Here is a 22,190-nt window from a genome sequence, read left to right as displayed (position 1 = left end):
GCACCGCCGCGCATCACTGTGCCCAAAAGGCGCCAGGACGATCAGTTGCGCCCGAAAACAGCCACCCCTTCTCATCCTCAAGCGGAGCCGGCACACGGGGCCCGTACTCACCCTTCAAGAAAGCGAGTTTGAAATGTTGCTGATAGTCGCCGTTGTCGTCCTGTTGGTTTTCGTTCCCGCAGCCGTTCTTGTTTCCCTTGTGCGGAGGGACGGACACGGCACGCTGCCTCCGGAGCCCACCCATCGCCCGTGGACTGCGGGCCGACTCCCCAGCGAGCCCTACTCCTCAACACACTTCCCGTGACTGCGGGCGGGGTAGCGGCTGGGATTGTGTCGCGATTAGCATGCACAGTGGGAGCACCCCGTTGACGGCGCATCGTTGGTTGGGGCCGCCGCTCCCGGCCCACCCGGCACGAAGGAGACAGCAATGACACTTCCACAAGGACTGACTCCAGGCATCTGGACTCTGGATCCCTCCCACAGCGAGGTCGGCTTCACCGTCCGCCATGCCGGGATCAGCAAGGTACGCGGGCGCTTCACGGATGTCACAGCAGAAGCCCACGTGGGCGATTCGCTGGCGCACTCCAGTCTGAATGCCACCGTTAAAACTGCCAGCTTCGATTCCGGCGACGCCAACCGAGATGCCCATGTGCGCGGTCCCGAGTTCTTCGACGTCGAGAAATATCCGGAGATGACTTTTCATGCCACAGGCATAGAGGGCGACGGCGAGGACTACACCCTCACGGGCGACCTCACCATCCGCGGGGTCACCAAGCCCGTACAGCTGGAGGTCGAGTTCACGGGCGTAGCTGTTGACCCGTTCGGTGCCACCCGTGCAGGTTTCAGTGCCGAGGCCGAAATCAGCCGCAAGGAATTCGGGCTGACCTGGAATGCGGTGCTTGAGACGGGCGGGCTGCTGGTCAGTGACAAAGTCAGGATCACCGTGGACGCCGCAATGGTGAAGCAGGCCGCGTGAAAACACTCCTGAACATCATTTGGTTGCTGTTTGGCGGCCTGTGGCTCGCGCTTGGCTATTTCCTCGCGGGAGTCATCTGCTGTGTGCTGATCATTACCATTCCGTGGGGCATCGCGTCTTTCAGGATCGCCGCCTACACGCTCTGGCCTTTTGGCCGGATGGTGGTGGACAAACCCGGCGGCAACGGGGTGTTTGCGCTGCTCGGCAACGTGATTTGGCTGGTGGTGGCGGGCGTCTGGATCGCGATCGGCCACGTAGTGACGGCGGTGGCAATGGCCGTCACCATCATCGGTATTCCGCTGGCCATCGCCAACCTTAAGCTCATTCCGGTCTCGCTCATGCCGCTGGGAAAGCAGATCGTTCCGACGGACCGGCCGTTTGTGCAAAGCTACCGGTAGCTGGGGCCCTTGGAGACCGAAACGGCGAACGTGAGAATTGCCACTTATTAGAGGAGATCGGCTGAACAGTGGGTCCGCAGCCCCAATGGTTGGGGCGTCAGGATCGCGGGATGATAAACGCGCTAAGCCGTCAGTACCCATTTTCTCTATGAATAGACTTCCCGTATGAGCGTTCTAATCCTGCTTGCTGGAACAAGCGACAGGGCCATTTCGATAGTCGTGTCACCTCTGGCAGAGCTTTCCGCATGCTTACACGCACTGACAGAGTCTGACCATCATCGAGGTCAGGAGAGCTGGGGTTCCAACGTTATTGAGTCCGCCTCCAGCGACTTCATTGAGAACATGATGCGCCTTTCGCCTCTGTGGATGGCCTATAGGGCCAGATACTTCTACATCGGCTGCCAAAGTGGGGGCGACAGTGTGGAAAGCCTTGACTCTGAAATTGGGCGTCTGGGAGAGCTGTCGTTGTCGAGCTTCATGCAGGAGACCGCTTGGGCGTGTGCGGGGGGCAACAGTCGAGGCCTTTTCGACGACCTTCAATCTGACCCTGCGCAGTCTGCAAACCTACTCGCTGCCGCGGGGGCTCATTCCGGGCGAAGGCTGGAACTGTCTGAAAGACTTCTCACCAACCCTGAAAGGTTTCGCTCGGAACTGATCTCGTTTCTGCAGGAATGCCGTGCAGTCTTTTTTGACGCCACGTGGGAGTCCATACTGCCCGCGCTGAGACAGGAGCAGTCCCACTTACGCGAAGTTCTCGACAAGGAAGGCCCGGCCTTCGGCCTGGCGCGCATCGGCGGCAACGCCAGTGTTCTGACCGCCCCGTTGCGGGTGCACATTGAGAAGAACAAGAACGCAATTCTTAAGCCGCTGAAAACAGGTCTTGTGGTCGTCCCGAGCAGGCACGGACGCCCCCACCTTCTCGTTAAGAATGAACCTGGGTTCGTGCCGTTGCTCCACTACCCGCTCTATCACGAACTGCGGCAGACCGGCGAAGTAACCTTGGCGCGAATGAGGATGCTTGCCGACCCCCGGAGGGCAATGATGTGCCGGCTGTTGTCAAGGGAACCGATGTCAACCTCGGCCTTAGCTGAAAGTTGTTCCATGACGGTTCCCCAGACGTCCCGGCATCTACAACAGCTGGCTCGTTTGGGGCTGGTTACGTCTTCCCGTGAGGGCCGCTACGTTTATTACAACCTTGAGCTGGAAGTGATACAGCGGCTTGGCGTCGATTTCATCAGTTCAATGCTCGCTTGACTGCAAGTCCTGGGCAGCCACGAGATAGGTGGCGGTAAGCGTCCGGCTCGGCGTCCGGCTTAGTGCCCTTCCGCACCTTTACCGAGGTAGTGGTAATTCATGCCGTCCAGGTTTGAGGAGTGCATAGTCTCTATGCATCCGATTGTTCCTTGAGGAACAAAGCAAACTCTTGACACGCTGCCCCTTGTGGCTGGCAACCCTCGCAGCTTTACCGACGCCCGTCGCGCACCCAAGATTCAGACCACCTACAGGGGACTGAATGGTTTTTCGATATTCCCAAAAGGATCGGGGTGTTTGCTGTAGTGCGGTGGCAGACGTTTGCCGAAGACAAACCTTGGTTTACCGCCCAAGCGGTAATTTATGGCGCAGGTCACACTCGGCGGACATACGCTTCTTTTACCAAGCCCCGGGACGCCCCGGAACATTTCTTGAAAGGCTTTGTTGTGATATCCAAAACGAACGCCGGTGTTGTTGGCACCGTGATAAGTGCTTCGCTCCTGCTCTCCGCGTGCAGCAGCTCCCCGGCTCAGGGGACCGAAGCAAGTTCCGATCCTGTCAAGGGGGGAGAGTTGGTGGTCGCATCACTCCCAACTGTGATCGACCCGCATCTCACCAGCTCGCGTTCCAATTGGATGGTTGCAGCTTCGGTTTGTGAGGGACTCTTCGCAAATGCAGCAAACACTTCAATCGGCAACGGCCTGGCCGACAATTACGACTACGACCCCAATTCAGGACCTATACGATTCACCTTCGCAAAGGTGTGAAGCTGCACAGCGGGGCGGAACTTACTGCGGAGGATGTTGTTGAGTCCTTACAGCGGTATCGCAATGGTGACGCAGGAAAGACATTCAAGAACCTGGTCAAAGACATCAGCGAAGCTGACCCTGCGACGGTTGTGATAACAACAAAAACCCCTACTGGTGCCCTTCCCGCCTTGCTTGCTACTGCCGACACGGGGGCATACATCATGTCCGCCGCCTCGCTGAGGAGCGCAGGCGACAAGGACCTGACCACCTTGGACTGCACCGGCCCGTACAAGCTGGACTCTTTCACAGTCGACCAGCAGGCAGTGGTGTCACGGTTCGATGGCTATGTGTCGCGTGACGAGAAAGCAGACGGAGCGACCGGCGCGAAGACCGCTTATGCCGACTCCATCAAGTTCATCCCCTTTAGCGCGTCCAACTCCCTCAACCAGCTCCGCACCTCCGAAGTGCATGTGGTCCCCCAGTGGCTGACCATGGACCAGCTCTCGGTTTACGAGTCTGACCCGACACTGAAGCCCGTCGTGAGCGAGGGATCGGAGTTCTCCCTTGTGCAGTTCAACCGAAAGGCAGGGCTTATGAACGATCTGAAGTTGCGGCAAGCCGTGCTCAACGCGATCGATCCGGAAGCACTTGCTACTCAAAATCTCGGGAGCACCGAATACTTTCAAAACATCTCAAGCCTATTTCCCAAGAGCTCTCCCTGGTACTCAGACGCAGGCAAAGATATTTACGAAAACCGCAGTCCCGAAAAGGCAAAACAGCTACTCAAGGAGGCCGGGTACAACGGTGCCCCGGTCCGCATACTGTACCGCCAGGAGACCGGAGCCTTCGGACCTCTCCTGAAGCAGGAGTTGGAGTCCGTCGGCTTCACTGTCGATCTGCAGCTTATGGACGCCGCAACCTTTGGATCCACGAGAACGGACGCTTCCAAGTGGGACCTCTTCCTTGCATCTGGAACTGCGTACTCAGATCCCATGACGGTTGTGTTCCTCAGTGATGACTTTCCCGGATGGTGGGTGACAGAGGAGAAGACGGAGCTCATGTCAGAAGTCGCTGCTGGCAAGGACCAGGCGGAGCGGAAACCAGCTTGGGAGAAAGTGCAGCAGCTTATCTGGGAAGACTTGCCGTTCGTCAAACTTGGCCATGACCCACGGTTGACGGTTACGGCAGCGAAGGTGGGCGGCTTTGAAGCCACCCAAGGGACAGTTCGTGGCTTCTACAACGTCTGGCTTAACAAATAGGGCATGAGCACTAGCACGAAGAGCGACCAATGAAATCGAATCTTAGGGTTTTGGTGAAAAACCCCTCAGCCATGACCGGCGTCTGTATTCTCGCCGTTTTAGTTACCTTGGCTCTCCTCGCGCCGATTCTGGGCGGTGACCCGAACTTTATCAATCCGGCGAACCGGTTGAAGCCACCACAGAGCTCTTTTCCCCTGGGCACTGATGAACTTGGCCGGGATATGTGGACAGTCCTGCTCTACGGAGCGCAAACGGCCCTTGGAATTGCCGCATTATGCACCGTCTTGGCCACCATCACAGGCTTCCTCCTGGGCATCGCTTGTGGCTACTTCCCCAAGGTTGATGCTGTGGTCATGCGGGTCGTCGACGGGATGATGTCGTTTCCCAACATCATCCTGGTCATGAGCCTGGTTGGCGTCATGGGCCGTGGCGTGGGCCCCGTGATCTTCGGGTTGACAATTGTGCTGATCCCGCCGATCGCCCGCGTTGTCCGCTCTGCAGCTGTAAGTATCAAATCCACTGCAATGGTTGAGTCTGCCCGTGCCATCGGCGCGAAGGACAGCTGGATACTCTCCCGCTACGTGGCACCAGAGGCGGTTTCGGTACTGATTGTTCAGGCGACGCTCGGCTTCGCCACGACAGTACTGTCCATCGCGGCGCTCAGTTTTCTCGGGATTGGGCTTCCCCCCGAGGTGCCAAGTTGGGGTGCCAGTCTCTCTGTGGCCCAGAGATACATTGCTGTGGCTTGGTGGATCGGAGTGTTCCCAGGCGTGGCGATTCTCCTTACCGTTCTCGGGTTGATCCTCGTCGGTGACGGACTCAGGGATGCACTAGATCCTCGGGCACGGCGGATCGCCAGATTGGCCAAGCTCAATGGGCTTGCCAGAGTTGCGACAAAGGCAGGGAACTAACCCATGCTTCGTTACATCTTCAAGCGTCTTATCGCGCTCGTCCCGACAGTGGCCGTCCCCATGGTCATATTGTTCGTCTTGCTTAGGCTCACTCCCGGGGACCCGGCAGCCGTGATCCTTGGGGAAGAAGCAAACGCGGCTGACATTGCAGACCTTCGCCAGGAAATGGGTCTAAACGATCCCCTTTGGATCCAGTTCATTGCTTGGCTCGGCCGAATGGTTCGCTTTGACTTTGGCGAATCCATTTTCCTTCACACCCCTGTGAGTGACTCAGTCCTCGCCTCGGCGGGAGTGACAGCCCAACTCGCTGTCCTTGCACTTCTCGTTGCAGTGCTTATCGGACCTGTCCTGGGGGCCATCTCTGCTACTACAAAGTCCCGATCTCTGGACAAGTCCATGGTCGTCGGGTCAGCAGTGGGAATCGCAACGCCAACCTTCTGGCTTGCCATCCTGATGGTTTTGGTCTTCGGCGTCATGCTCAGATGGTTTCCTGTAGCCGGCTACGCCTCGCCAACTGCAGACTTTGGTGCGTTCTTGCGATTTATGACCCTCCCTGCCGTCGCGTTGGGCGTTTTGGAGGCAGCGACGCTGTACCGCTACTCGCGCAACGGCGTTTTGGACGCAAAATATCAGCCTTTTGTTACCACGGCCCGTTCACAAGGCTTATCCGAGCGCACCATCACAGGTCAATATGTCTTCCGGTCCGCAGTTGTCCCGGTCGTCACTGTGGTCGGTCTGAGCATGGGATCGCTCTTGGGCGGGGCCGTGGTCACTGAAAATGTGTTCTCGCTGCCGGGGTTGGGCAAACTGCTCCTCACAGCCGTGGAGCGGCGGGACTACCCGCTCATTGAGGGGTGCGTTTTCTTCATTGCAATCATTTTCGTGCTCGTCAACCTCCTGGTGGACGTCGTCTGCGCGTTCCTGGATCCTCGGATCCGTCTGGATATCGAGGTCTAGTTATGAACAACAACATGGAAAACGTCCTGCTGGATGTCCGAGGGCTCAACGTTGACATCGTCAACGACACCGGCCCCCAGCGAGTCGTACACGACCTCAATTTCCGGCTTGAACGCGGCCGTACCCTGGGCATCGTTGGAGAATCAGGCTCTGGAAAGTCCATGACGGCGACGGCGATCATGGGCATCCTTCCCGACGTTGCGATCGCTGAAGGCGTGATTCTCTACAAGGGCAAAGACCTGCTGCAGGCCACTCCCGGAGACCGCCGGAAACTCAGCGGACCAGAGTTGGGGTTCATCTTCCAGGAACCAATGAGCGCTCTGCATCCGACCATGACCATTGGCGAACAGATGATCCGCCCGATGCGCCTGCACCTGGGTCTGTCCAAGAAGCAGGCGCGGGCCAGGGCTCAAGAGCTTTTGAATCTAGTAGGCATACCGGCTCAGAGGGGCGTCCAGAGCTCCTACGTCCACCAGCTTTCCGGCGGAATGCGGCAGCGCGTCATGATTGCCATGAGCATTTCATGCGAGCCGGCTTTGTTGTTGGCCGACGAGCCAACAACGGCTCTGGATGCCACCATTCAGAAGCAGATCCTGGACCTGTTGATGGAGCTTCGCCAAGAACTGGGACTGTCCTTGGTTCTCATTAGCCATGACTTGGGACTAGTCGCCAAGTACACGGATGATGTGGTCGTCCTCTTGGACGGGCACGAAATGGAAGCCGGGAAAACCGCAGAGGTTATTTCCTACCCGCGTTCTGGCTACACCAGGGGGCTGCTCGAGGCGGCACCGCGCCTGGGTCAGCGGCTTGACCGCCTGCCGGTGGTCGATAAAAGCGAGTTCACGAAAGCAGTGATGAAATGATCCAGAACTCAGACCAAACCGACTCAGAGGACGTTCTGCGACTGTCCGGTGTTACCAAAGAATTCCAGCTTGGCGGGACCCTTCGTAAAACGAAGCACACAGCGGTAAAGAACGCATCATTGACGGTAGGACGCAACCAGATCCTTGGTCTCGTAGGCGAGTCGGGGTCAGGTAAATCCACGCTGGGTAGGATCGCCATTGGACTGATTAAGCCCACATCCGGCTCAGTCAGCGTTCTAGGCCAGGACATCTTTGCGATGAAGCCTCAAGCGCTCAGGCTCTACCGGCGCAAAATGCAGATGATTTTTCAGGATTCGTCCAATTCTCTGAACCCCAGAATGACGCTCCAGGAACTTCTGGAGGAACCATACAGGGTCCAGAACCTGTACAGCCCAGCGGACCGTCACCAGCACGCCCGGGCCTTGGCAGATGAGGTTCAGCTCGCAGAAAGCTGGCTCGGGCGTCTGCCACACGAGTTCTCCGGAGGCCAGCGGCAGCGGATTTCGATTGCACGCGGGCTTGCCCTGGAGCCGGAACTCATCGTCGCGGACGAGCCCGTCTCCGCGCTGGACGTATCAGTCCAAGCCCGCGTGCTGAACCTGCTCAAGGACATTCAGGAAGCCCGCAACCTGTCGATGATTTTCGTCAGCCATGACATGGCTGTGGTCGAGTTCATGAGCGATCAAGTAGCGGTGCTGTATCAGGGCGAAATTGTCGAATCCGGCCCTGCGGTGAAGGTCTTTGGCCAGCCCTCGAAGCCCTACACGCAGGTGCTGCTGGAATCCACACCAAGCCTTTGAGCCACACAACTTACAACAGAGACCCACAGGAGATGCAGCATATGCGCACACCTTCCATTGCACTGGAAGCTAAAGTTAAGGGCCCAATTTCGGAATCCCCAAGCGATCACGCCGTCGTCCTTGAGACGTATGGCCTGGACAGGCTACCCGGCTACGACTACATCCAAGAGGAATATTTCGTCTCAGGAGTAGCCGCAGAGCATGACTACTCCACACGGATTCTCGTCCGCCGGCCCGCGGACATGAGTAAGTTCAACGGCCGTGCACTTACCGAAGTCAGCCACATTTGGGGCGGCACCTCCGTCTGGCGCGCCTACAACCGGCAAATCATGCGTGCTGGTTACATTTGGGTGGAAATTGATTCCCAGTCCCCATCAGCTGTGGACCTCATCAAAGGCGCGAACCCGGAGCGCTACGCCGAGATGACATTCATCCAGGGGGAGCTGGCGCACAACTTCTTGGCGACCATCCCGTTCACGGAGAATCCCACACCTGAACTGCTAGCCCGGCAGTACGACGACTTCAAGAGACGCTGGTGGACTGCAACTCCCCAGTCTTTTGAAATCATCGCCCAGGTGGCCAATTCCCTGAGGCATGGTTTGCCTGGCCTTCCGGAGTCGGCCGTCAGAACTCTTCTCTTTGCTGGTATTTCCCAGACAGGCGGAGTGGTGCGGCGTTTCATCGAGAGGCACCACAACCTACGCCGGCGCCCTGATGGAGGTCCCGTGTTCGACGGCTACCTTCCCGGGGCATCGGGAGGAGATGCCCTGCCTGATATTGATGTACCTGTCATCGAAGTACTAGGGGAAGCAGAATTCCAGTCTGTTCGCTGGGCTTGCGGAGTGTCCGGCCAAGTCCGGGGCCTCAGTCACCGGCGAAAGGACTCCCCGACCTTCCGGCTTTTTGAAGTTGCCGGAATGGCCCACAGGGAAACCCGCCACATGAGCGAGAAAGACAAGGAGAGGCTGCGCAATTGCCCGTTGCCCGAGGGTGCCAAATGGTCAACGTTCCCCAACTCTCACATCTACAACGCCCTGCTGGAGTTGCTCGCCGACTGGGCGGAGGGATTGCGCACGCCGCAGTCATCGAGACTCCTCGCCACGGTAGGGGACACCGACACCATCGTCAGGGACGACTGGGGGAACGCGGTGGGAGGCCTTCGCACTACGTACACCGATGCGGCACTGTCGACCTTGGTCGCAGCCACGCCCATGGGTCGACCGGCTTGGTATCAGGGACACGAAATTCCTCTGCACCTTCATCAGTTGCTGGAAACTTATTCCAGCCCTGTTGAATACCGCCGCGTACACGCCCAAGTGGTGGACAGAATGCTTGCCGAAGGCTTTCTGCTGCCCGAGGACGCCGAGGAACTGCGGCGGGAGGCCGAGAGCGTCACCTTCTCCTGATACAGAAGTTGCGACCCTGCCGCGAAGCAAAAAAGTCGCACACGGCGACCTGCAACGTCTAGACGCGAAGACCGACGCCCAGGTTCCGCATTTTCGTAGCAGCTTCGGCAGGCTAGTACGGCACCGAGCGACTTGACCTAGAAATATGGAGACAGTTCAGAAAAATGACAGCTGAAGAAATCGAAGCAGCGACAGGTAACGCCAGGGACAACAGCGCAGACGTTATCCATCCGAACCTGCACCTTCAGGACAAAGACAACTACCTTCAGTCGAATTGGATGGCTGCCAACGTTCCGGACGGGTTCACTCTCGCGGCAGTGGGAGACGTCATCATGACGGAGGCCGTCCTCGCCCGGATGGAACGCACCAGTCCGGACCTGCTGAAGGTCTTGCGAGACGCAGAGGTTACATTTGGAAATTTCGAAAGTACTGCGCTTGATCTGCAAAAGTTTGGCGGCTATCCGGAAGCATTGTCCGGCGGAGCGTGGCTTCTAAGTTCAGCGGGTGTGCCTGGTGACCTTCGTGCCATGGGATTCAATCTCATGGGCCGCGCTAATAACCACACTGCCGATTGGGGAGTGGCTGGAATGCGGTATACCGATCAGCTACTTAATGAAGCAGGAATTGTTCACGCTGGCACGGGCGAATCTTTGGAGCAGGCACGGGCCGCAGGAATATTATCGACGTCAGCAGGGCGTGTAGCACTTGTCTCCATCGCGTCGCGCTACGAAGAGAACGCAAGGGCCATCGACCCCCTAGGCCAGATCCCAGGGCGTCCAGGGCTGAACTCACTTCGCACAACTCGTTACGCCCTAGTGACACCTGAGCAGTTCTCCCAGTTAGCTGCCATAAGGGACTCCCAACCTGCCGGATCAGTTCGGAAATCAGTGCTGGCGTCAGACGCAAAAACGAGCACTGTTACCCTATTCGGCGCCAAATACAGAGCTTGCGATCAGATCGAAAGTGAACTTGCGTTCGCCTTCGAGATGGATGACCGGGATCGTAAAGAGATCATTCGGGCCATCCGCCAAGCCAAGCAATCCACTGACTTTGCCATCGTGACCATGCATACCCATGAACCGGGAAACTACAGTGACAGCCCGCCCGACTTCCTGGAAACTTTGGCGCGAGAAGCGATCGACAACGGCGCTGACGCATTTATCGGCCACGGTCCGCATCAGCTGCGAGGAATAGAAATCTATAAAGGCAAGCCAATTTTCTACTCCTTGGGAAACTTCTTCTTCACCGACAACACCTGGCAGCCTCTCGCCCGGGATGAGTGGGAAAAGGACAAAATTGATCCGACTTCCATAACCGAGGCCGAGTTCACCGAGATGCGCAGGGTGGAAGGGGTTTTCGGTGAACGGGTCTGGTTTGAAAGCATTGTGGCCACAAGTGTCTTCGGTGAAACAGGTCAGCTCCGCCAAATACGCCTGCAGCCCATTGAACTGCACTGGGACGGTGCCCGGGATGCCGATCGAGGCATTCCCAGGGTGGCCCCTCCGCAGATAGCGGACGCGATCCTTGAGCGTCTTACCTGGCTTTCGCGGGCGTTTGGAACCGTTGTGAAAATTCAGGATGGTGTGGGAATCATTGACATCGAAGCCTCCAGAGACAGCACAGACTAACGCTTAGGTGTGTAAGCGGCTGAGCCGGTGGACATGGATTCTTTCCACCTAGGCATTAGCTCGCGCCCTAAGGAAGCGAGGACCGGGCTGGGTAACACGTTGGGTTTTGCTGGACGACAGCCTCGGGGTGGTCGAAATGATCGGTGAAGGTGGCTACCTTGTGTTCCTCCCAGCGCCAGACTTGAGGTCCTGCCTTGAGTCGTCCGGTGAACCTGCCTATGGCCATGCATTGAGGTGGAGATGCTGTATTCCAGTCCTGATAGGTGGCGCTATAGAGCACGTTGTTTTCATCGAATCGAAGGCTGATGTTAGTGATGGTCTGAGTAGTGGCAGGATCGGTTCCGTCGAACCAGTCCATGATTTTGGCAGCTTTGGATGTGCCGCATGGGATGTGCCCGTCGAGGCTGACGGCTACGTCGCGGATCAGTTCTTCCAAAGCGCTGGCGTCACGGACGCAGACCGCGTGGCTGAATGCGCTTAGCAGATTTTCGATGTGGTGCCGGGCGGACGTCAGGCTGGTTACAAATTCCATGTCGGCCCGGGCGGCTGCGTAGATGTGCTCTGCCAAAACGACTGCCATCTCGTCCGGCACTAGGGGCTCCTGGTCTTGGCGCTGGTCTGGTCACGTCGGGACGGGGGCCGACTGCTACCTCGCCGAAGCTGTGGGCACAGCGGACTCTCTTGGAGAGATTTCGCCTGATCCGCGGTTGATGAGGTGACTCGAAAGGGTAACGGTGCGCGGGGGCAGTCCAGGATCAGCCATCCTGGCGATAGCGAGGAGGGCTGCCTGCCGGCCGACTTCCTCCGGGTCACGGACCACCGCTGAAATATGCAGTCCTGCGGACAGCTCGGTTTCATCGAGCGAGATGTAAGCCAGCTGACGCTGGTTGTCGATTCGGTCCAGCAACACTCCAGTGCTGATGCCGAGGTTCAGCGCAAGTACCGCAGTTGGGGGAGAAGGCAGTTTCATCAGGTCGGACATCGCAGCACGAGCCTGCTCTGACGTGATGAGGCCGTCCACGACCAGATCCCGGTCCGGTGTGACCCCGCTCTTTGTCAGGGCAGCACTGTAGCCACTGAGTCGTTGTCTGGCACGGAAGGAGTCATTTCTACCGGCCAAGGCAGCAATTCGACGGTGTCCAAGGTCAAGGAGTTGCTTTGTTGCCTCCTCGACGCCCCGGTCGTCGTCCGTCATGACCACATCCGCGTCGATTCCGTCAGCGGGCCGACCCACCAGAATTACGGGTGTGCCGAAAAGGTGATCTGGTGTGAGATAGCTGCGTTCGTTTCCATCAGGCATCATCATCAGTGCGCTGACTCTGCGATCGATCATGGCTTTTGCTAGCTCCGGCTCGCGTGAAGAATCATCATCCGTTGATCCGAGGAGCAGCTGCAGGCCCGCCCGCCGCAACTCCCTCTCTGCGCCGGCTGCCACTCCGGCCTGGAACACGTTGGTGAACGTCGCCATGACGAGTCCCACCGCCCCCGTGCGGTTTCCATGTCGGAGGTCTCGGGCCATCGGGTTTGGGCGGTAACCAAGGCGTTCCACTGCTTCGAGGACACGCCGCTTGGTGTCAGGCATAACCTTTTCAGAGTCTTGGAGGACCCGCGTGACAGTGGCAGTACTTACCCCTGAGAGACGCGCGACGTCCTTGACCGTCACGCGCTGCTGTTCGAGATCTGCCATTCCTGCTCCTTTGATGGGTCTGGTCCTCCTAGTGTAATCGTCGACATGGATTTAATGTAATCGTTGACATCGGCGGATGTTCGCCCTAATACTGGGCTATGTTGACGATTACATGAAACGAGGAGACAAAGATGTCCGCATGGACAACAGCCGGTGAGCAGGCCGAAGTAAAAGCTTGCGCCGCCGCTTCGAACCAGGCACTGCGATGAGGACTACTTTGACCGATGGGCGCCTCGGTGCCCGACCTTCCAGAGGGCTCATTGAGCATGTCAACGGCCTCGAACTCACCGACGAACTCGTCGGGGCCGAAGAGTTCGTCCTGATAGACATCGCCCATTCAGTGATGTTGACGCGGCAGAGTATCTTCGAGGAGGGGCACGGGCGGTCCCTGGTAGCAGCCCTGCTCGCACTGCTCGATAATGACCCGCGGTCAGTACTGGCCGGCGACCCCGAAATTGGCAGCATCGGGCTCCAGATTGAGCGTTACTTGGAGGAGCAGTGTGGCCCTGGTGGGCTGGACATCCAGCGGGGCCGTAGCCGGATCGATCAAAAGGCTACCGGTTGGCGCATGATCAACCGCAAGGCAGTCCTGTCTGTGATGACCGAATTGCTCGCCTTGGGCGAGGTCTTGTTGACTACTGCTGACCGGTATGACGGTGCGCTGATGCCGGGGTACAGCCATCTACAGCATGCCCAGCCGACCACATTGGGACACTACTTCAACGCCCATTACTGGTCAGTCTCCCGCAATTTGACCCGCCTTGCAGAGGCTTACGCGCGGCTGAACGAAAGCCCTCTGGGGGGAGCGGCGTACAGCGGAACATCCTGGCCGATCGACCGCGAAGAGACCGCCGCATATCTTGGTTTTGTCCGTCCCATATCAAACGCCAGGGACGCTGGCATGGCCTCCACGGACGTCGGTGCTGAACTGGCTGCCACCCTCGGGCTCGCACTTGCCGGAATCAGCCGGTTGGCATCGGATCTGTACTACTGGTCGTCCACGGAAGTTGGGCTGGTACGGCTCCACCCGTCGCTGTGCGGTACCTCCAGCATGATGCCGCAGAAAAGGAACCCCATGGTCTTTGAACGGATCCGCGGTTTGGCCGGAAACGCCGCTGGGTGGGGTGCGAGCCAACTCGGAGTACTACACACCGCGACGTCCACGGACGCGGACCAGTCCTATGTGCACAACCTGATTCCCGGCTACTGCCGCGAGACCTCCGGAGCCATCTCCCTGCTTAAGGAATCAATTGCCACCCTGGAAGTTGATATCGAGAAGATGCAGAAGTCAGCGGGCCGGCACTGGACAACCGCAAGCGCCTTGGCTGATGACTTGGCCCGAACGCAAGGGATGAGCTTCCGCCCCGCCCATGAGGCAGTCGCACGCTTCGTCACCGCCCATGAGGCAGCCGACGAGCCCGAAGGAAGCCTCCGGCCGGAGTTGGGTGAGGCGCCCCTCAGCGAGTACACCAAGCAGCAACTCACGGCCATCCTGGACCCGGCAGCCTTCGTGGAAAGCCGCGCCAGCGCGGGCGGGACCTCGAGCATCCGACGTCGCGAACTGGCGGCCGAGGCAGCGGCGGATATCGAGGCGCACCACCGCACTCTTGTCTCACTGACTGACAGCATCACACGGGCCCGAGAACGCCTGATTCAAGACGCCAAAACCCTGGTCGGAGGCTAGTGACAAAAGATCTCTCTGAACACCGCCTGCCTCTCCGGGGCACAGGGCCCGGTCATCTGACGAATGACCGATCTGTTGCGCCAACTTAATAAAGAGACTCCACCGAACCCAACCTGAATCGCCCTCCAGACGCACCACGGCCCGCAACACTCCCACGGACCGGACGGGAAACCCTCAAAGAAGAAGGAAAAATCCTCATGCTTTCACCGCTTTCCACAACACAAACCCGCAGGCGTTTTGCAGCCGTCGCGATGGCCGCAGCAATTGGTGCCACGATCGCCGGCTGCGGCAGCGGCGGACCGACCCAAGCCACCGGAGCAAACGCCACCATGTGGTCACTGACCACCGGGGACCAGCCGGTCATTGAAGCCGCTGTTGAAAAATGGAACAAGGAGAACCCCGACCGGAACATCACCGTCGAATTCTTCGCTTCCGACGCCATAAAGGCCAAGATGCGCACCGCCGTCGGCGCCGGCCAGCCCCCAACGCTGATCTTCAACTGGACCGGCGGCGTTTTGAAATCCTATGTGGACGCCAACGCCGTCGAAGATCTGAGCAGCCTGGCCAAGGACAAGCCCGAAGTCACAGACCGCTACCTTCCCAGCGTGCTCCAGAACGGCGTCGTCGACGGCAAGACCTATGCGCTGCCCATGAGTAAGGTCAACCCCGCGACCATGTACTACAACAAGGAGCTCATGGAGCGCGCCGGGGTGCAGCCGCCCAAAACATGGGACGAACTGATGGCCGCCGTCCCCAAGCTCAAAGCTATCGGCGTTGCCCCGTTTGCCTTGGGTGGCCAGTCCAAGTGGCCCGAACTTATCTGGCTGGAATACCTTGTTGACCGCCAGGGCGGGACCGCTGTGTGGGACCGGATTCAGAAGGGTGAACGCGGGGCCTGGTCTGACCCGGCTGTCATCGATGCGCTGACCAAGATCCAGCAGCTCGTGGACGCGGGAGGATTCCAGGAAGGCTTCGCCTCCACCGCTTCTACCTCCGGATCCGAGCTTGCCCTCCTCTACACGGGCAAAGCTGCCATGTCCCTGCAGCTCGCGTCCCAATTCCAGGCCATGAAGAAAGGCGCACCGACCTTCATCTCCGAGGACAAGCTGGGCTACGTCCCGTTCCCGACCATCAATGGCGGAAAGGGCGACCCCTCCTACATCGTCGGAACCCCCGCCACGTTCTTCTCCGTGGCAACAGCGGCTTCGGAGCCCGCCAAACAAACAGCGAAGGACTTCCTCGCCAGCGGGCTCTACAGCAGTGATTACACAGAAGGCATCATCAAAACCGGTGCCGTTCCCCCGCTGAAGGGCATTGAGGACAAGCTCTCCGGGGCCCCGGACAGCGACTTCCTGAACTACACCTACAACCTTTCCCAGAAAGCCACCACGTTCCAGCTCTCCTGGGACCAGGCGCTGGCTCCATCCCTTGCCGATACTCTGCTGACCCACCTGGGCCAGGTCTTCCTCAAGCAGGAAACCCCTCAGCAGTTCGTTGACGCCATGAACGCAGCGAGTGATAAATGACCACCACCACACTGCACCGAACCGGAAAAGCAGCGCCCAGCATTGACGGTTCCCGCGCTTCCCTGGCCTGGCTGACAGTTCCCGCGCTGGTCTTCTTCCTTGCCTTCGCCATTGTTCCTCTGGGCGGAGTCTTCGTCCTGAGCTTCATGCAGTGGGACGGCATCGGGGCGATCAGCTGGGCGGGCTTCGCCAACTGGGCCTCAATCCTCACCGACCCGGTGACGGCGGAGTCTTTGTGGATCACGGTGAAGGTCATCCTCCTCAGTTGCGCCTTCCAGATTCCCATCAGCCTGCTGCTGGGTGTTTTCACGGCAGGGTTCCAGCGCTACCGGGCAGTCCTGTCGGTCCTGTTCTTCGTTCCGATCCTTCTGTCCTCAGCAGCAGTGGCCCTGGCATTCACGGCCCTCCTGGATCCCAACTTCGGGTTGAGCGGGGCGCTTCCGATTGACGCATTGAAGCAGGATTGGCTCGGAAACCCTGACCTGGCCGTCATGGTCGTCGTGTTCGTGTTCTCCTGGCAGAACATCCCGTTCCACACGCTGGTCTACCAGGGCGGAGTCCGGCAGATTCCCAAGTCACTCTATGAGGCAGCCAGCATCGACGGAGCCAACGTGGTCCAGCAGTTCTTCACCATCACCTTGCCCCAGCTCAAGTACACGTTCATCACGTCCACCACGCTCATGGTCGTTGGAACCCTGACCTTCTTCGACCTCATCTTCGTCCTGACCGGTGGAGGACCCGGCAACGCGACCAACGTGCTGCCCTTGTTCATGTACCTCGAAGGGTTCCGTGCCAACGACATGGGTGGCGCCAGCGTCCTCGGCGTCATCCTGGCCGTATTCGGTCTGGGACTGGCCCTGATCATTCAACGACTCGGCGGCAAGAACCGCCAGGCAAGCCAATTGGAAGGTGCCTGATGAGTGCAACACCCGTCCTCGACCGCATCGTGGCGGCAGACTCAAACAAGACGAGCGTCCGCAAGACGAAAAAAACCTTCAACATCCCCGCAGGGATTGCGGGATGGCTGTGGCTAGCCGTAGTGATCCTTCCCATGTACTACGTGGTCATCACCAGCTTCAAGGACCAAGAAGGCTTTTTCGCCTCCAACCCCTTGCTGCCACCAACAAACCCCACACTCGCGAACTACGTGCTCGTTCTGGAAAACGACTTCCTTCAGTACTTCCTTAACAGCATCATCGTGACGGCGGGAGCTGTGCTGCCCTCAGTGCTGATCTCCTTCATGGCCGCCTACGCGATCGTCCGCGGAAGCGGGCGATTGCTCACCGGGGTCAACCGGATGTTCCTTCTGGGACTGGCCATTCCGTTGCAGGCAATCATCATCCCCATCTATTGGGGCATCACCCGCCTCTACCTGTACGACACGCTCCTGGCCTTGATTCTTCCTTCCATCGCCTTCGCGGTCCCGGTGTCAGTGCTCATCCTGGCCAACTTCCTGCGTGACGTTCCGAATGAGTTGTTTGAATCCATGCGCCTGGATGGCTGCTCGGACTGGTCAATGATGTGGCGGCTTGCGTTTCCGCTGATCCGCCCGGCCATCGCCACCATTGCCGTGTATAACGCCCTCAATGTCTGGAACAGTTTCCTCTTCCCACTGATCCTTACCCAGAGCGCGTCAAACCGCGTACTCCCTCTTTCCCTTTGGGCATTCCAAGGAGAGTTCACCATCAACACTCCGGCGATTCTCGCCGCGGTCGTCCTCTCCGCCCTGCCGCTCGTGTTTGTCTACATCGTTGGACGCCGGCAGCTTGTGGCTGGCTTGACGGCAGGCTTCAGCAAATAAACCACGGACCGGCTCTCACTGCCGCTCAGATGGTGCCAGGCTCAGTCTCCACCGACCTTGTCAGCGCGACTGTTGGTGAAGCAACGCCGTGCTCGAATGGCAGTCAACCGCGACAAGAGCTTCGGGCAGTATTTACAAGAATTCCTACAGCGCCAACCTCATCTTCACTGGGGACAGAATCGTTGAGGTGCGTGAATATTCTGACACCCAGCAAGGTGAAGTACTGTTTGAATCGTGAGTTGATTCTCCACCTAGGGGGCCGGGTCCGCCATGACTGACTTGACGGGAAGCCGGCCTACGGGAAAAGCTCCTGCGGGTTTGCCAGAACCCTGCGGAGGCAGCTTCCCGCTGCGCCCATCAGCGCGGCAGTCTGCCGCAGCGAGGAAAACGCGACGGCGTCCGCCGCCACCACGCCGGGGGCAAAGTCGTCCAGGCTTCGCTGCAGGGCCGGCCGGATCCACTCCTCGAGCACGGCAAAATGGCCACCCAGCACCACAGCGGCCACGTTCATGAGCCTGGCGGTGGTCGCAGTCGCCACTCCCAGATAGTAGCCGGCCTCCTCGACCGCCGCTAAGGCTCGCGATTCACCGTCAGCCAGGGCTGCCAGCAACTGTGCCATTCGGTGTCCTGTGGGCCCATCTCCGATGCCCGAAGCCGAGAATATGGCTTCCTGGCCCGCGAATGTTTCCAGGCAGCCGTGGCCCCCACAGGTGCACTTTGGTCCTTTTGGCTGAACCACGGTGTGTCCGATTTCGCCTGCGTGACCGGCAGGTCCGGTGAAAAGCCGCGAATCAATGATGAGGCCACCACCGACGCCCACTTCACCCGAAATATACAGATACGCGCGGAAGGACGCTCCCTGCCCGTACCAAAGCTCCGCCAGGGCTGCACTGTTGGCCTCGTTGGAAAGTGTGACTCCGAACGGGCTGTGGGGAAGCAAGGCTTCAAGCTCGCCGGAAAGTTCGACGCCGGTCCACCCGAGGTTCGGGGCGGTCGCCACGTAATTCCTGTCCGCGTCAACAAGGCCCGGAACGGCAAGCCCTCCGCCAAGGAGGAGAATGCCTGCATTCGAGGCGGCATCAGCCGCGCGTGTGGCCAGCAGCCGCAGTGCCCTCAGGACGTCCTCGGGGCTGCTCCCGCTGTTGTGTCGCTCAACAGTTTCCTGAAAATGGAGATTGCCGTTGAGGTCGACAACTCCCACTCCCAGGTAGTCGACGTTCACCTCAGCTCCAAGGGCGCCCCGTAGAGGATTGAGTGCCAGCGCAACGCCGGGTCTTCCCCTCTCGCCGTCGCGGGTGATTCCCACCTCCGTCAGCAGTCCTGCGCCCAGGAGGTCGGCCACGAGGCTGGAAACAGAAGCCTTGGTCAGACCCGTTTCGGCCGCCAGTTGAGCCCTGGTTGTCTGGACGACTGGCTGGACGTTCCGCAGCACCAGTGCAAGGTTCTGCTTACGCACGTCGCCCACGCGGCCGGGGGTGGGTCTGTCTTCCAGGCGTGCCGTTGACATTTCACTCCTTGTAATTGTCAGCAGGTCATTGACCTTAGTTGATCATGCCACTTATAGTTCAGAACGAAAACTAATTGCGTTTTTCTCCTACAAGCCCAACGAGGTGCCTGAATTGTCAACACATCCCACACCTGAGGACCGCTTTACCTTCGGCCTTTGGACGGTCGGCTGGACCGGCGCAGACCCTTTTGGCCAGCCCACCCGTGCCGCTTTGGACCCGGTGGAGGCAGTTCATCGCCTCAGCGAGGCAGGCGCTTACGGCATCACGTTCCATGACAATGACCTGATCCCCTTTGGCGCCAGTGCCTCAGAGCGCGAGCTGATTCTGAAGAACTTCCGGGCAGCCCTGGCCGAGACAGGCCTGAAGGTCCCCATGATGACCACCAACCTGTTCAGCCACCCCGTGTTCAAAGACGGCGGGTTCACGTCGAACGACCGCTCGGTGCGCAGGTTTGCGCTCAGCAAGGTGCTCGCCAACATCGACCTTGCGGCTGAAATGGGCGCCGAGACGTTCGTGATGTGGGGCGGCCGTGAAGGCAGTGAATATGACGGCTCCAAGGACCTCTCAGCAGCCCTTGACCGGATGAAGGAAGGCGTGGATACGGCCGCCGGCTACATCAAGGAGAAGGGTTACGGGCTGCGGATCGCGCTTGAACCCAAGCCCAATGAGCCCCGCGGCGACATCTTCCTCCCCACGGTTGGGCACGGGCTCGCCTTCATCGCGCAGCTCGAGCATGGCGACATCGTGGGCCTGAACCCGGAGACCGGCCACGAGCAGATGGCAGGCCTGAACTTCACCCACGGCATCGCCCAGGCTCTGTGGGCCGGGAAGCTGTTCCACATCGACCTCAACGGCCAGCGCGGTATCAAGTACGACCAGGACCTCGTCTTCGGCCATGGCGACCTCACCAGCGCGTTCTTCACGGTGGACCTGCTGGAGAACGGCTTCCCCAACGGCGGCCCAAAGTACGACGGCCCCCGCCACTTCGACTACAAGCCTTCCCGCACCGACGGCTACGACGGAGTCTGGGAATCGGCCAAGGCGAACATGGCCATGTACCTACTGCTCAAGGAACGGGCCCTCGCCTTCCGCGCGGACGCCGAGGTCCAGGATGCCCTCAAGACCTCTGGCGTGTTCGAGCTCGGAGAGCCCACGCTGGCAGCCGGCGAGTCCGCAGCTGATCTGCTGGCCGATCCGTCAGCCTTCGCGGAGTTCGACGCCGACAAGGCCGCCGAGCGCTCCTTCGCATTTGTCCGGCTCAACCAGCTGGCCATCGAGCACCTCCTCGGCGCCCGCTGACAATCCGGGTCGCCCGCTGAACCGTCCACCTCACTAGCCCTCCTCTGAAAGAGCCCAGCAATGCCCTTGGTAGCCGGAATTGATAGCTCCACCCAGTCCTGCAAGATCGTCATCCGCGATGCTGAAACGGGAGTTCTGGTGCGCCAAGGGCAGGCTCGGCATCCGGAAGGAACGGAAGTGGAGCCGGAAGCATGGTGGAGCGCACTCCAGGACGCGATCGAGGCCGGCGGCGGGCTGGACGATATCTCAGCTGTTTCGGTCGCAGGGCAACAGCACGGAATGGTGTGCCTTGATGCCGACGGTGGCGTTGTCCGGCCCGCACTGCTGTGGAACGACACACGATCGGCAGCTGCGGCCGAGCTCCTGATCAGTGAGGCGCCTGGCGGCCCCGGATACTGGGCGGACGCCACCGGGACTGTCCCGGTGGCGTCGCTCACGGCCACGAAGCTGTTGTGGCTTTCGCAAAACGAGCCGGAGAACGCTGCCCGCACTGCTGCCGTCTGCCTGCCTCACGACTGGCTGAGTTGGCGCCTGGCTGGGTTCGGGCCGGGAAGCGGTGCGGTGGGGCTCGCTGCCCTGCGGACAGACCGGTCGGATGCCTCCGGCACCGGCTACTGGTCGCCGGCTACCGGGACGTACCTGCCCGAGGTTCTGGAACGGACTTTGGGACACGTCCCTTTGGTTCCGGAAGTCCTCGGTCCGCTGGAAGCGGAGTTGAAAACGCCGTCGGGCGTTCTGATTGGCGCGGGAGCCGGCGACAACGCAGGAGCGGCACTCGGAGTGAACGCCAAACTGGGCGATGTTGTGGTGTCGGTCGGGACATCGGGGACCGTTTTTGCCATCGCCGGGCAACCCTCCGCTGACCCCACAGGGCTGGTTGCCGGCTTCGCTGACGCAACGGGCGCTTTCCTTCCCCTGGTTTGCACCCTCAACGCCTCGCGGGTTTTCGATGCCACGGCTGCCGTGCTCTCCGTGGACCTGGCAGAGCTCTCCCGGCTTGCCCTGACTGCCCCCGCCGGGGCCGGGGGCCTGACATTGGTTCCCTACTTCGAGGGGGAGCGGACGCCCAACCTGCCCGATGCCACCGGCTCGCTCCATGGCCTGACGCTCGCCAACTTCATACCCGCAAACGTGGCCCGGGCGGCCATTGAGGGTGTTGCCTGCTCCTTGGCTGACGGACTGAAGGCCCTCACCGACCTCGGAATCGGGGCGGAGCGGGTCATCCTCGTCGGCGGCGGCGGCCGGTCACTCGCGTTGCAGCACATCCTGGCGGGGGTCTTCGGTCTGCCGGTCACCGTCCCCGAACCGGGGGAGTACGTGGCCGACGGCGCTGCTCGTCAGGCCGCGGGCATCCTGCTTGGAGAACTCCCTGTTTGGGAAGCCGAAGGAGCCATCACGGTCAGCGCTGAGCCGACGCCGGAGATCCTTGAACGTTACCGGGCCGCCGTCAAAGGGGCGTAGTAGGGCGGCCGGGACGATCACAGCAG

At 59.7% G+C, this 22,190-nt stretch carries 19 protein-coding genes; 16 read left to right on the top strand and 3 right to left on the bottom strand.

What is annotated here, in order from left to right; all coding sequences use genetic code 11:
* The first annotated feature begins 427 nt into the window (after positions 1–427).
* The 10 genes from M1D88_RS18795 to M1D88_RS18750 all read left to right on the top strand — a co-directional run bounded on the left by M1D88_RS18795 (position 428) and on the right by M1D88_RS18750 (position 11,198).
* Positions 428–976, top strand: coding sequence for a YceI family protein (locus M1D88_RS18795; RefSeq protein ID WP_458112248.1), 549 nt, complete (start codon positions 428–430; stop codon positions 974–976).
* Positions 973–1,374 (top strand): YccF domain-containing protein, encoded by a 402-nt coding sequence (locus tag M1D88_RS18790; protein ID WP_458112247.1) that lies wholly within the window; start codon positions 973–975, stop codon positions 1,372–1,374. The genes M1D88_RS18795 and M1D88_RS18790 overlap by 4 nt, the downstream gene beginning before the upstream one ends.
* Positions 1,375–1,593: 219 nt before the next feature.
* A complete protein-coding gene (locus M1D88_RS18785) occupies positions 1,594–2,628 on the top strand; it encodes a DUF5937 family protein (protein ID WP_458112246.1) in 1,035 nt (344 codons plus the stop codon).
* Between the two features lie 760 nt (positions 2,629–3,388).
* The gene (locus M1D88_RS18780; RefSeq protein WP_458112245.1) at positions 3,389–4,633 is read left to right on the top strand and encodes an ABC transporter substrate-binding protein; all 1,245 of its coding nucleotides are present in this window, start codon (positions 3,389–3,391) and stop codon (positions 4,631–4,633) included.
* 29 nt (positions 4,634–4,662) lie between these two features.
* Complete coding sequence (locus tag M1D88_RS18775; RefSeq protein WP_458112244.1) at positions 4,663–5,544, top strand: ABC transporter permease; 882 nt, start codon at positions 4,663–4,665, stop codon at positions 5,542–5,544.
* Between the two features lie 3 nt (positions 5,545–5,547).
* Complete coding sequence (locus M1D88_RS18770; protein WP_458112243.1) at positions 5,548–6,501, top strand: ABC transporter permease; 954 nt, start codon at positions 5,548–5,550, stop codon at positions 6,499–6,501.
* Positions 6,502–6,503: 2 nt separating this feature from the next.
* Positions 6,504–7,364, top strand: a complete 861-nt coding sequence (locus M1D88_RS18765; protein WP_458112242.1) for an ABC transporter ATP-binding protein — start codon at positions 6,504–6,506, stop codon at positions 7,362–7,364.
* Positions 7,361–8,164, top strand: a complete 804-nt coding sequence (locus M1D88_RS18760) for an ATP-binding cassette domain-containing protein (protein ID WP_458112241.1) — start codon at positions 7,361–7,363, stop codon at positions 8,162–8,164. Before M1D88_RS18765 ends, M1D88_RS18760 begins: the two co-directional genes overlap by 4 nt.
* A gap of 41 nt (positions 8,165–8,205) precedes the next feature.
* Positions 8,206–9,570: an alpha/beta hydrolase domain-containing protein gene (locus tag M1D88_RS18755; RefSeq protein WP_458112240.1), complete on the top strand. Its 1,365-nt coding sequence runs from the start codon at positions 8,206–8,208 to the stop codon at positions 9,568–9,570.
* Positions 9,571–9,734: 164 nt separating this feature from the next.
* On the top strand, positions 9,735–11,198 hold the full coding sequence (locus tag M1D88_RS18750) for a CapA family protein (protein ID WP_458112239.1): 1,464 nt from the start codon (positions 9,735–9,737) through the stop codon (positions 11,196–11,198).
* A 67-nt stretch (positions 11,199–11,265) separates the two neighbouring features.
* Here the strand turns inward: M1D88_RS18750 and M1D88_RS18745 are convergent, their stop codons facing one another.
* Together M1D88_RS18745 and M1D88_RS18740 are read right to left on the bottom strand one after the other, a co-directional pair.
* Positions 11,266–11,790: a hypothetical protein gene (locus M1D88_RS18745; RefSeq protein WP_458112238.1), complete on the bottom strand. Its 525-nt coding sequence runs from the start codon at positions 11,788–11,790 to the stop codon at positions 11,266–11,268.
* Between the two features lie 54 nt (positions 11,791–11,844).
* Complete coding sequence (locus tag M1D88_RS18740; RefSeq protein WP_458112237.1) at positions 11,845–12,885, bottom strand: LacI family DNA-binding transcriptional regulator; 1,041 nt, start codon at positions 12,883–12,885, stop codon at positions 11,845–11,847.
* A 205-nt stretch (positions 12,886–13,090) separates the two neighbouring features.
* Between M1D88_RS18740 and M1D88_RS18735 the strand changes: the two genes are divergently transcribed.
* The 4 genes from M1D88_RS18735 to M1D88_RS18720 all read left to right on the top strand — a co-directional run bounded on the left by M1D88_RS18735 (position 13,091) and on the right by M1D88_RS18720 (position 17,896).
* Entirely contained in the window at positions 13,091–14,569 is a 1,479-nt protein-coding gene (locus M1D88_RS18735; RefSeq protein WP_458112236.1) for an argininosuccinate lyase, read from the top strand.
* 197 nt (positions 14,570–14,766) lie between these two features.
* Positions 14,767–16,095: an ABC transporter substrate-binding protein gene (locus M1D88_RS18730; RefSeq protein WP_458112235.1), complete on the top strand. Its 1,329-nt coding sequence runs from the start codon at positions 14,767–14,769 to the stop codon at positions 16,093–16,095.
* Entirely contained in the window at positions 16,092–17,012 is a 921-nt protein-coding gene (locus M1D88_RS18725) for a carbohydrate ABC transporter permease (RefSeq protein ID WP_458112234.1), read from the top strand. The genes M1D88_RS18730 and M1D88_RS18725 overlap by 4 nt, the downstream gene beginning before the upstream one ends.
* Positions 17,012–17,896, top strand: a complete 885-nt coding sequence (locus M1D88_RS18720) for a carbohydrate ABC transporter permease (RefSeq protein ID WP_458112233.1) — start codon at positions 17,012–17,014, stop codon at positions 17,894–17,896. The genes M1D88_RS18725 and M1D88_RS18720 overlap by 1 nt, the downstream gene beginning before the upstream one ends.
* Before the next feature lie 295 nt (positions 17,897–18,191).
* Here M1D88_RS18720 and M1D88_RS18715 read toward each other — a convergent pair whose 3' ends face one another.
* Positions 18,192–19,403: an ROK family transcriptional regulator gene (locus M1D88_RS18715; RefSeq protein ID WP_458112232.1), complete on the bottom strand. Its 1,212-nt coding sequence runs from the start codon at positions 19,401–19,403 to the stop codon at positions 18,192–18,194.
* A 112-nt stretch (positions 19,404–19,515) separates the two neighbouring features.
* Here M1D88_RS18715 and xylA point away from each other — a divergent pair, with 112 nt between their 5' ends.
* The gene (gene xylA / locus M1D88_RS18710; protein ID WP_458114572.1) at positions 19,516–20,703 is read left to right on the top strand and encodes a xylose isomerase; all 1,188 of its coding nucleotides are present in this window, start codon (positions 19,516–19,518) and stop codon (positions 20,701–20,703) included.
* Between the two features lie 60 nt (positions 20,704–20,763).
* The gene (locus M1D88_RS18705; RefSeq protein ID WP_458112231.1) at positions 20,764–22,164 is read left to right on the top strand and encodes a xylulokinase; all 1,401 of its coding nucleotides are present in this window, start codon (positions 20,764–20,766) and stop codon (positions 22,162–22,164) included.
* Positions 22,165–22,190: the final 26 nt, after the last annotated feature.

This window comes from Arthrobacter sp. R1-13 (genome assembly GCF_054161475.1).
This window is presented reverse-complemented; position numbering and strand designations above follow the sequence as displayed.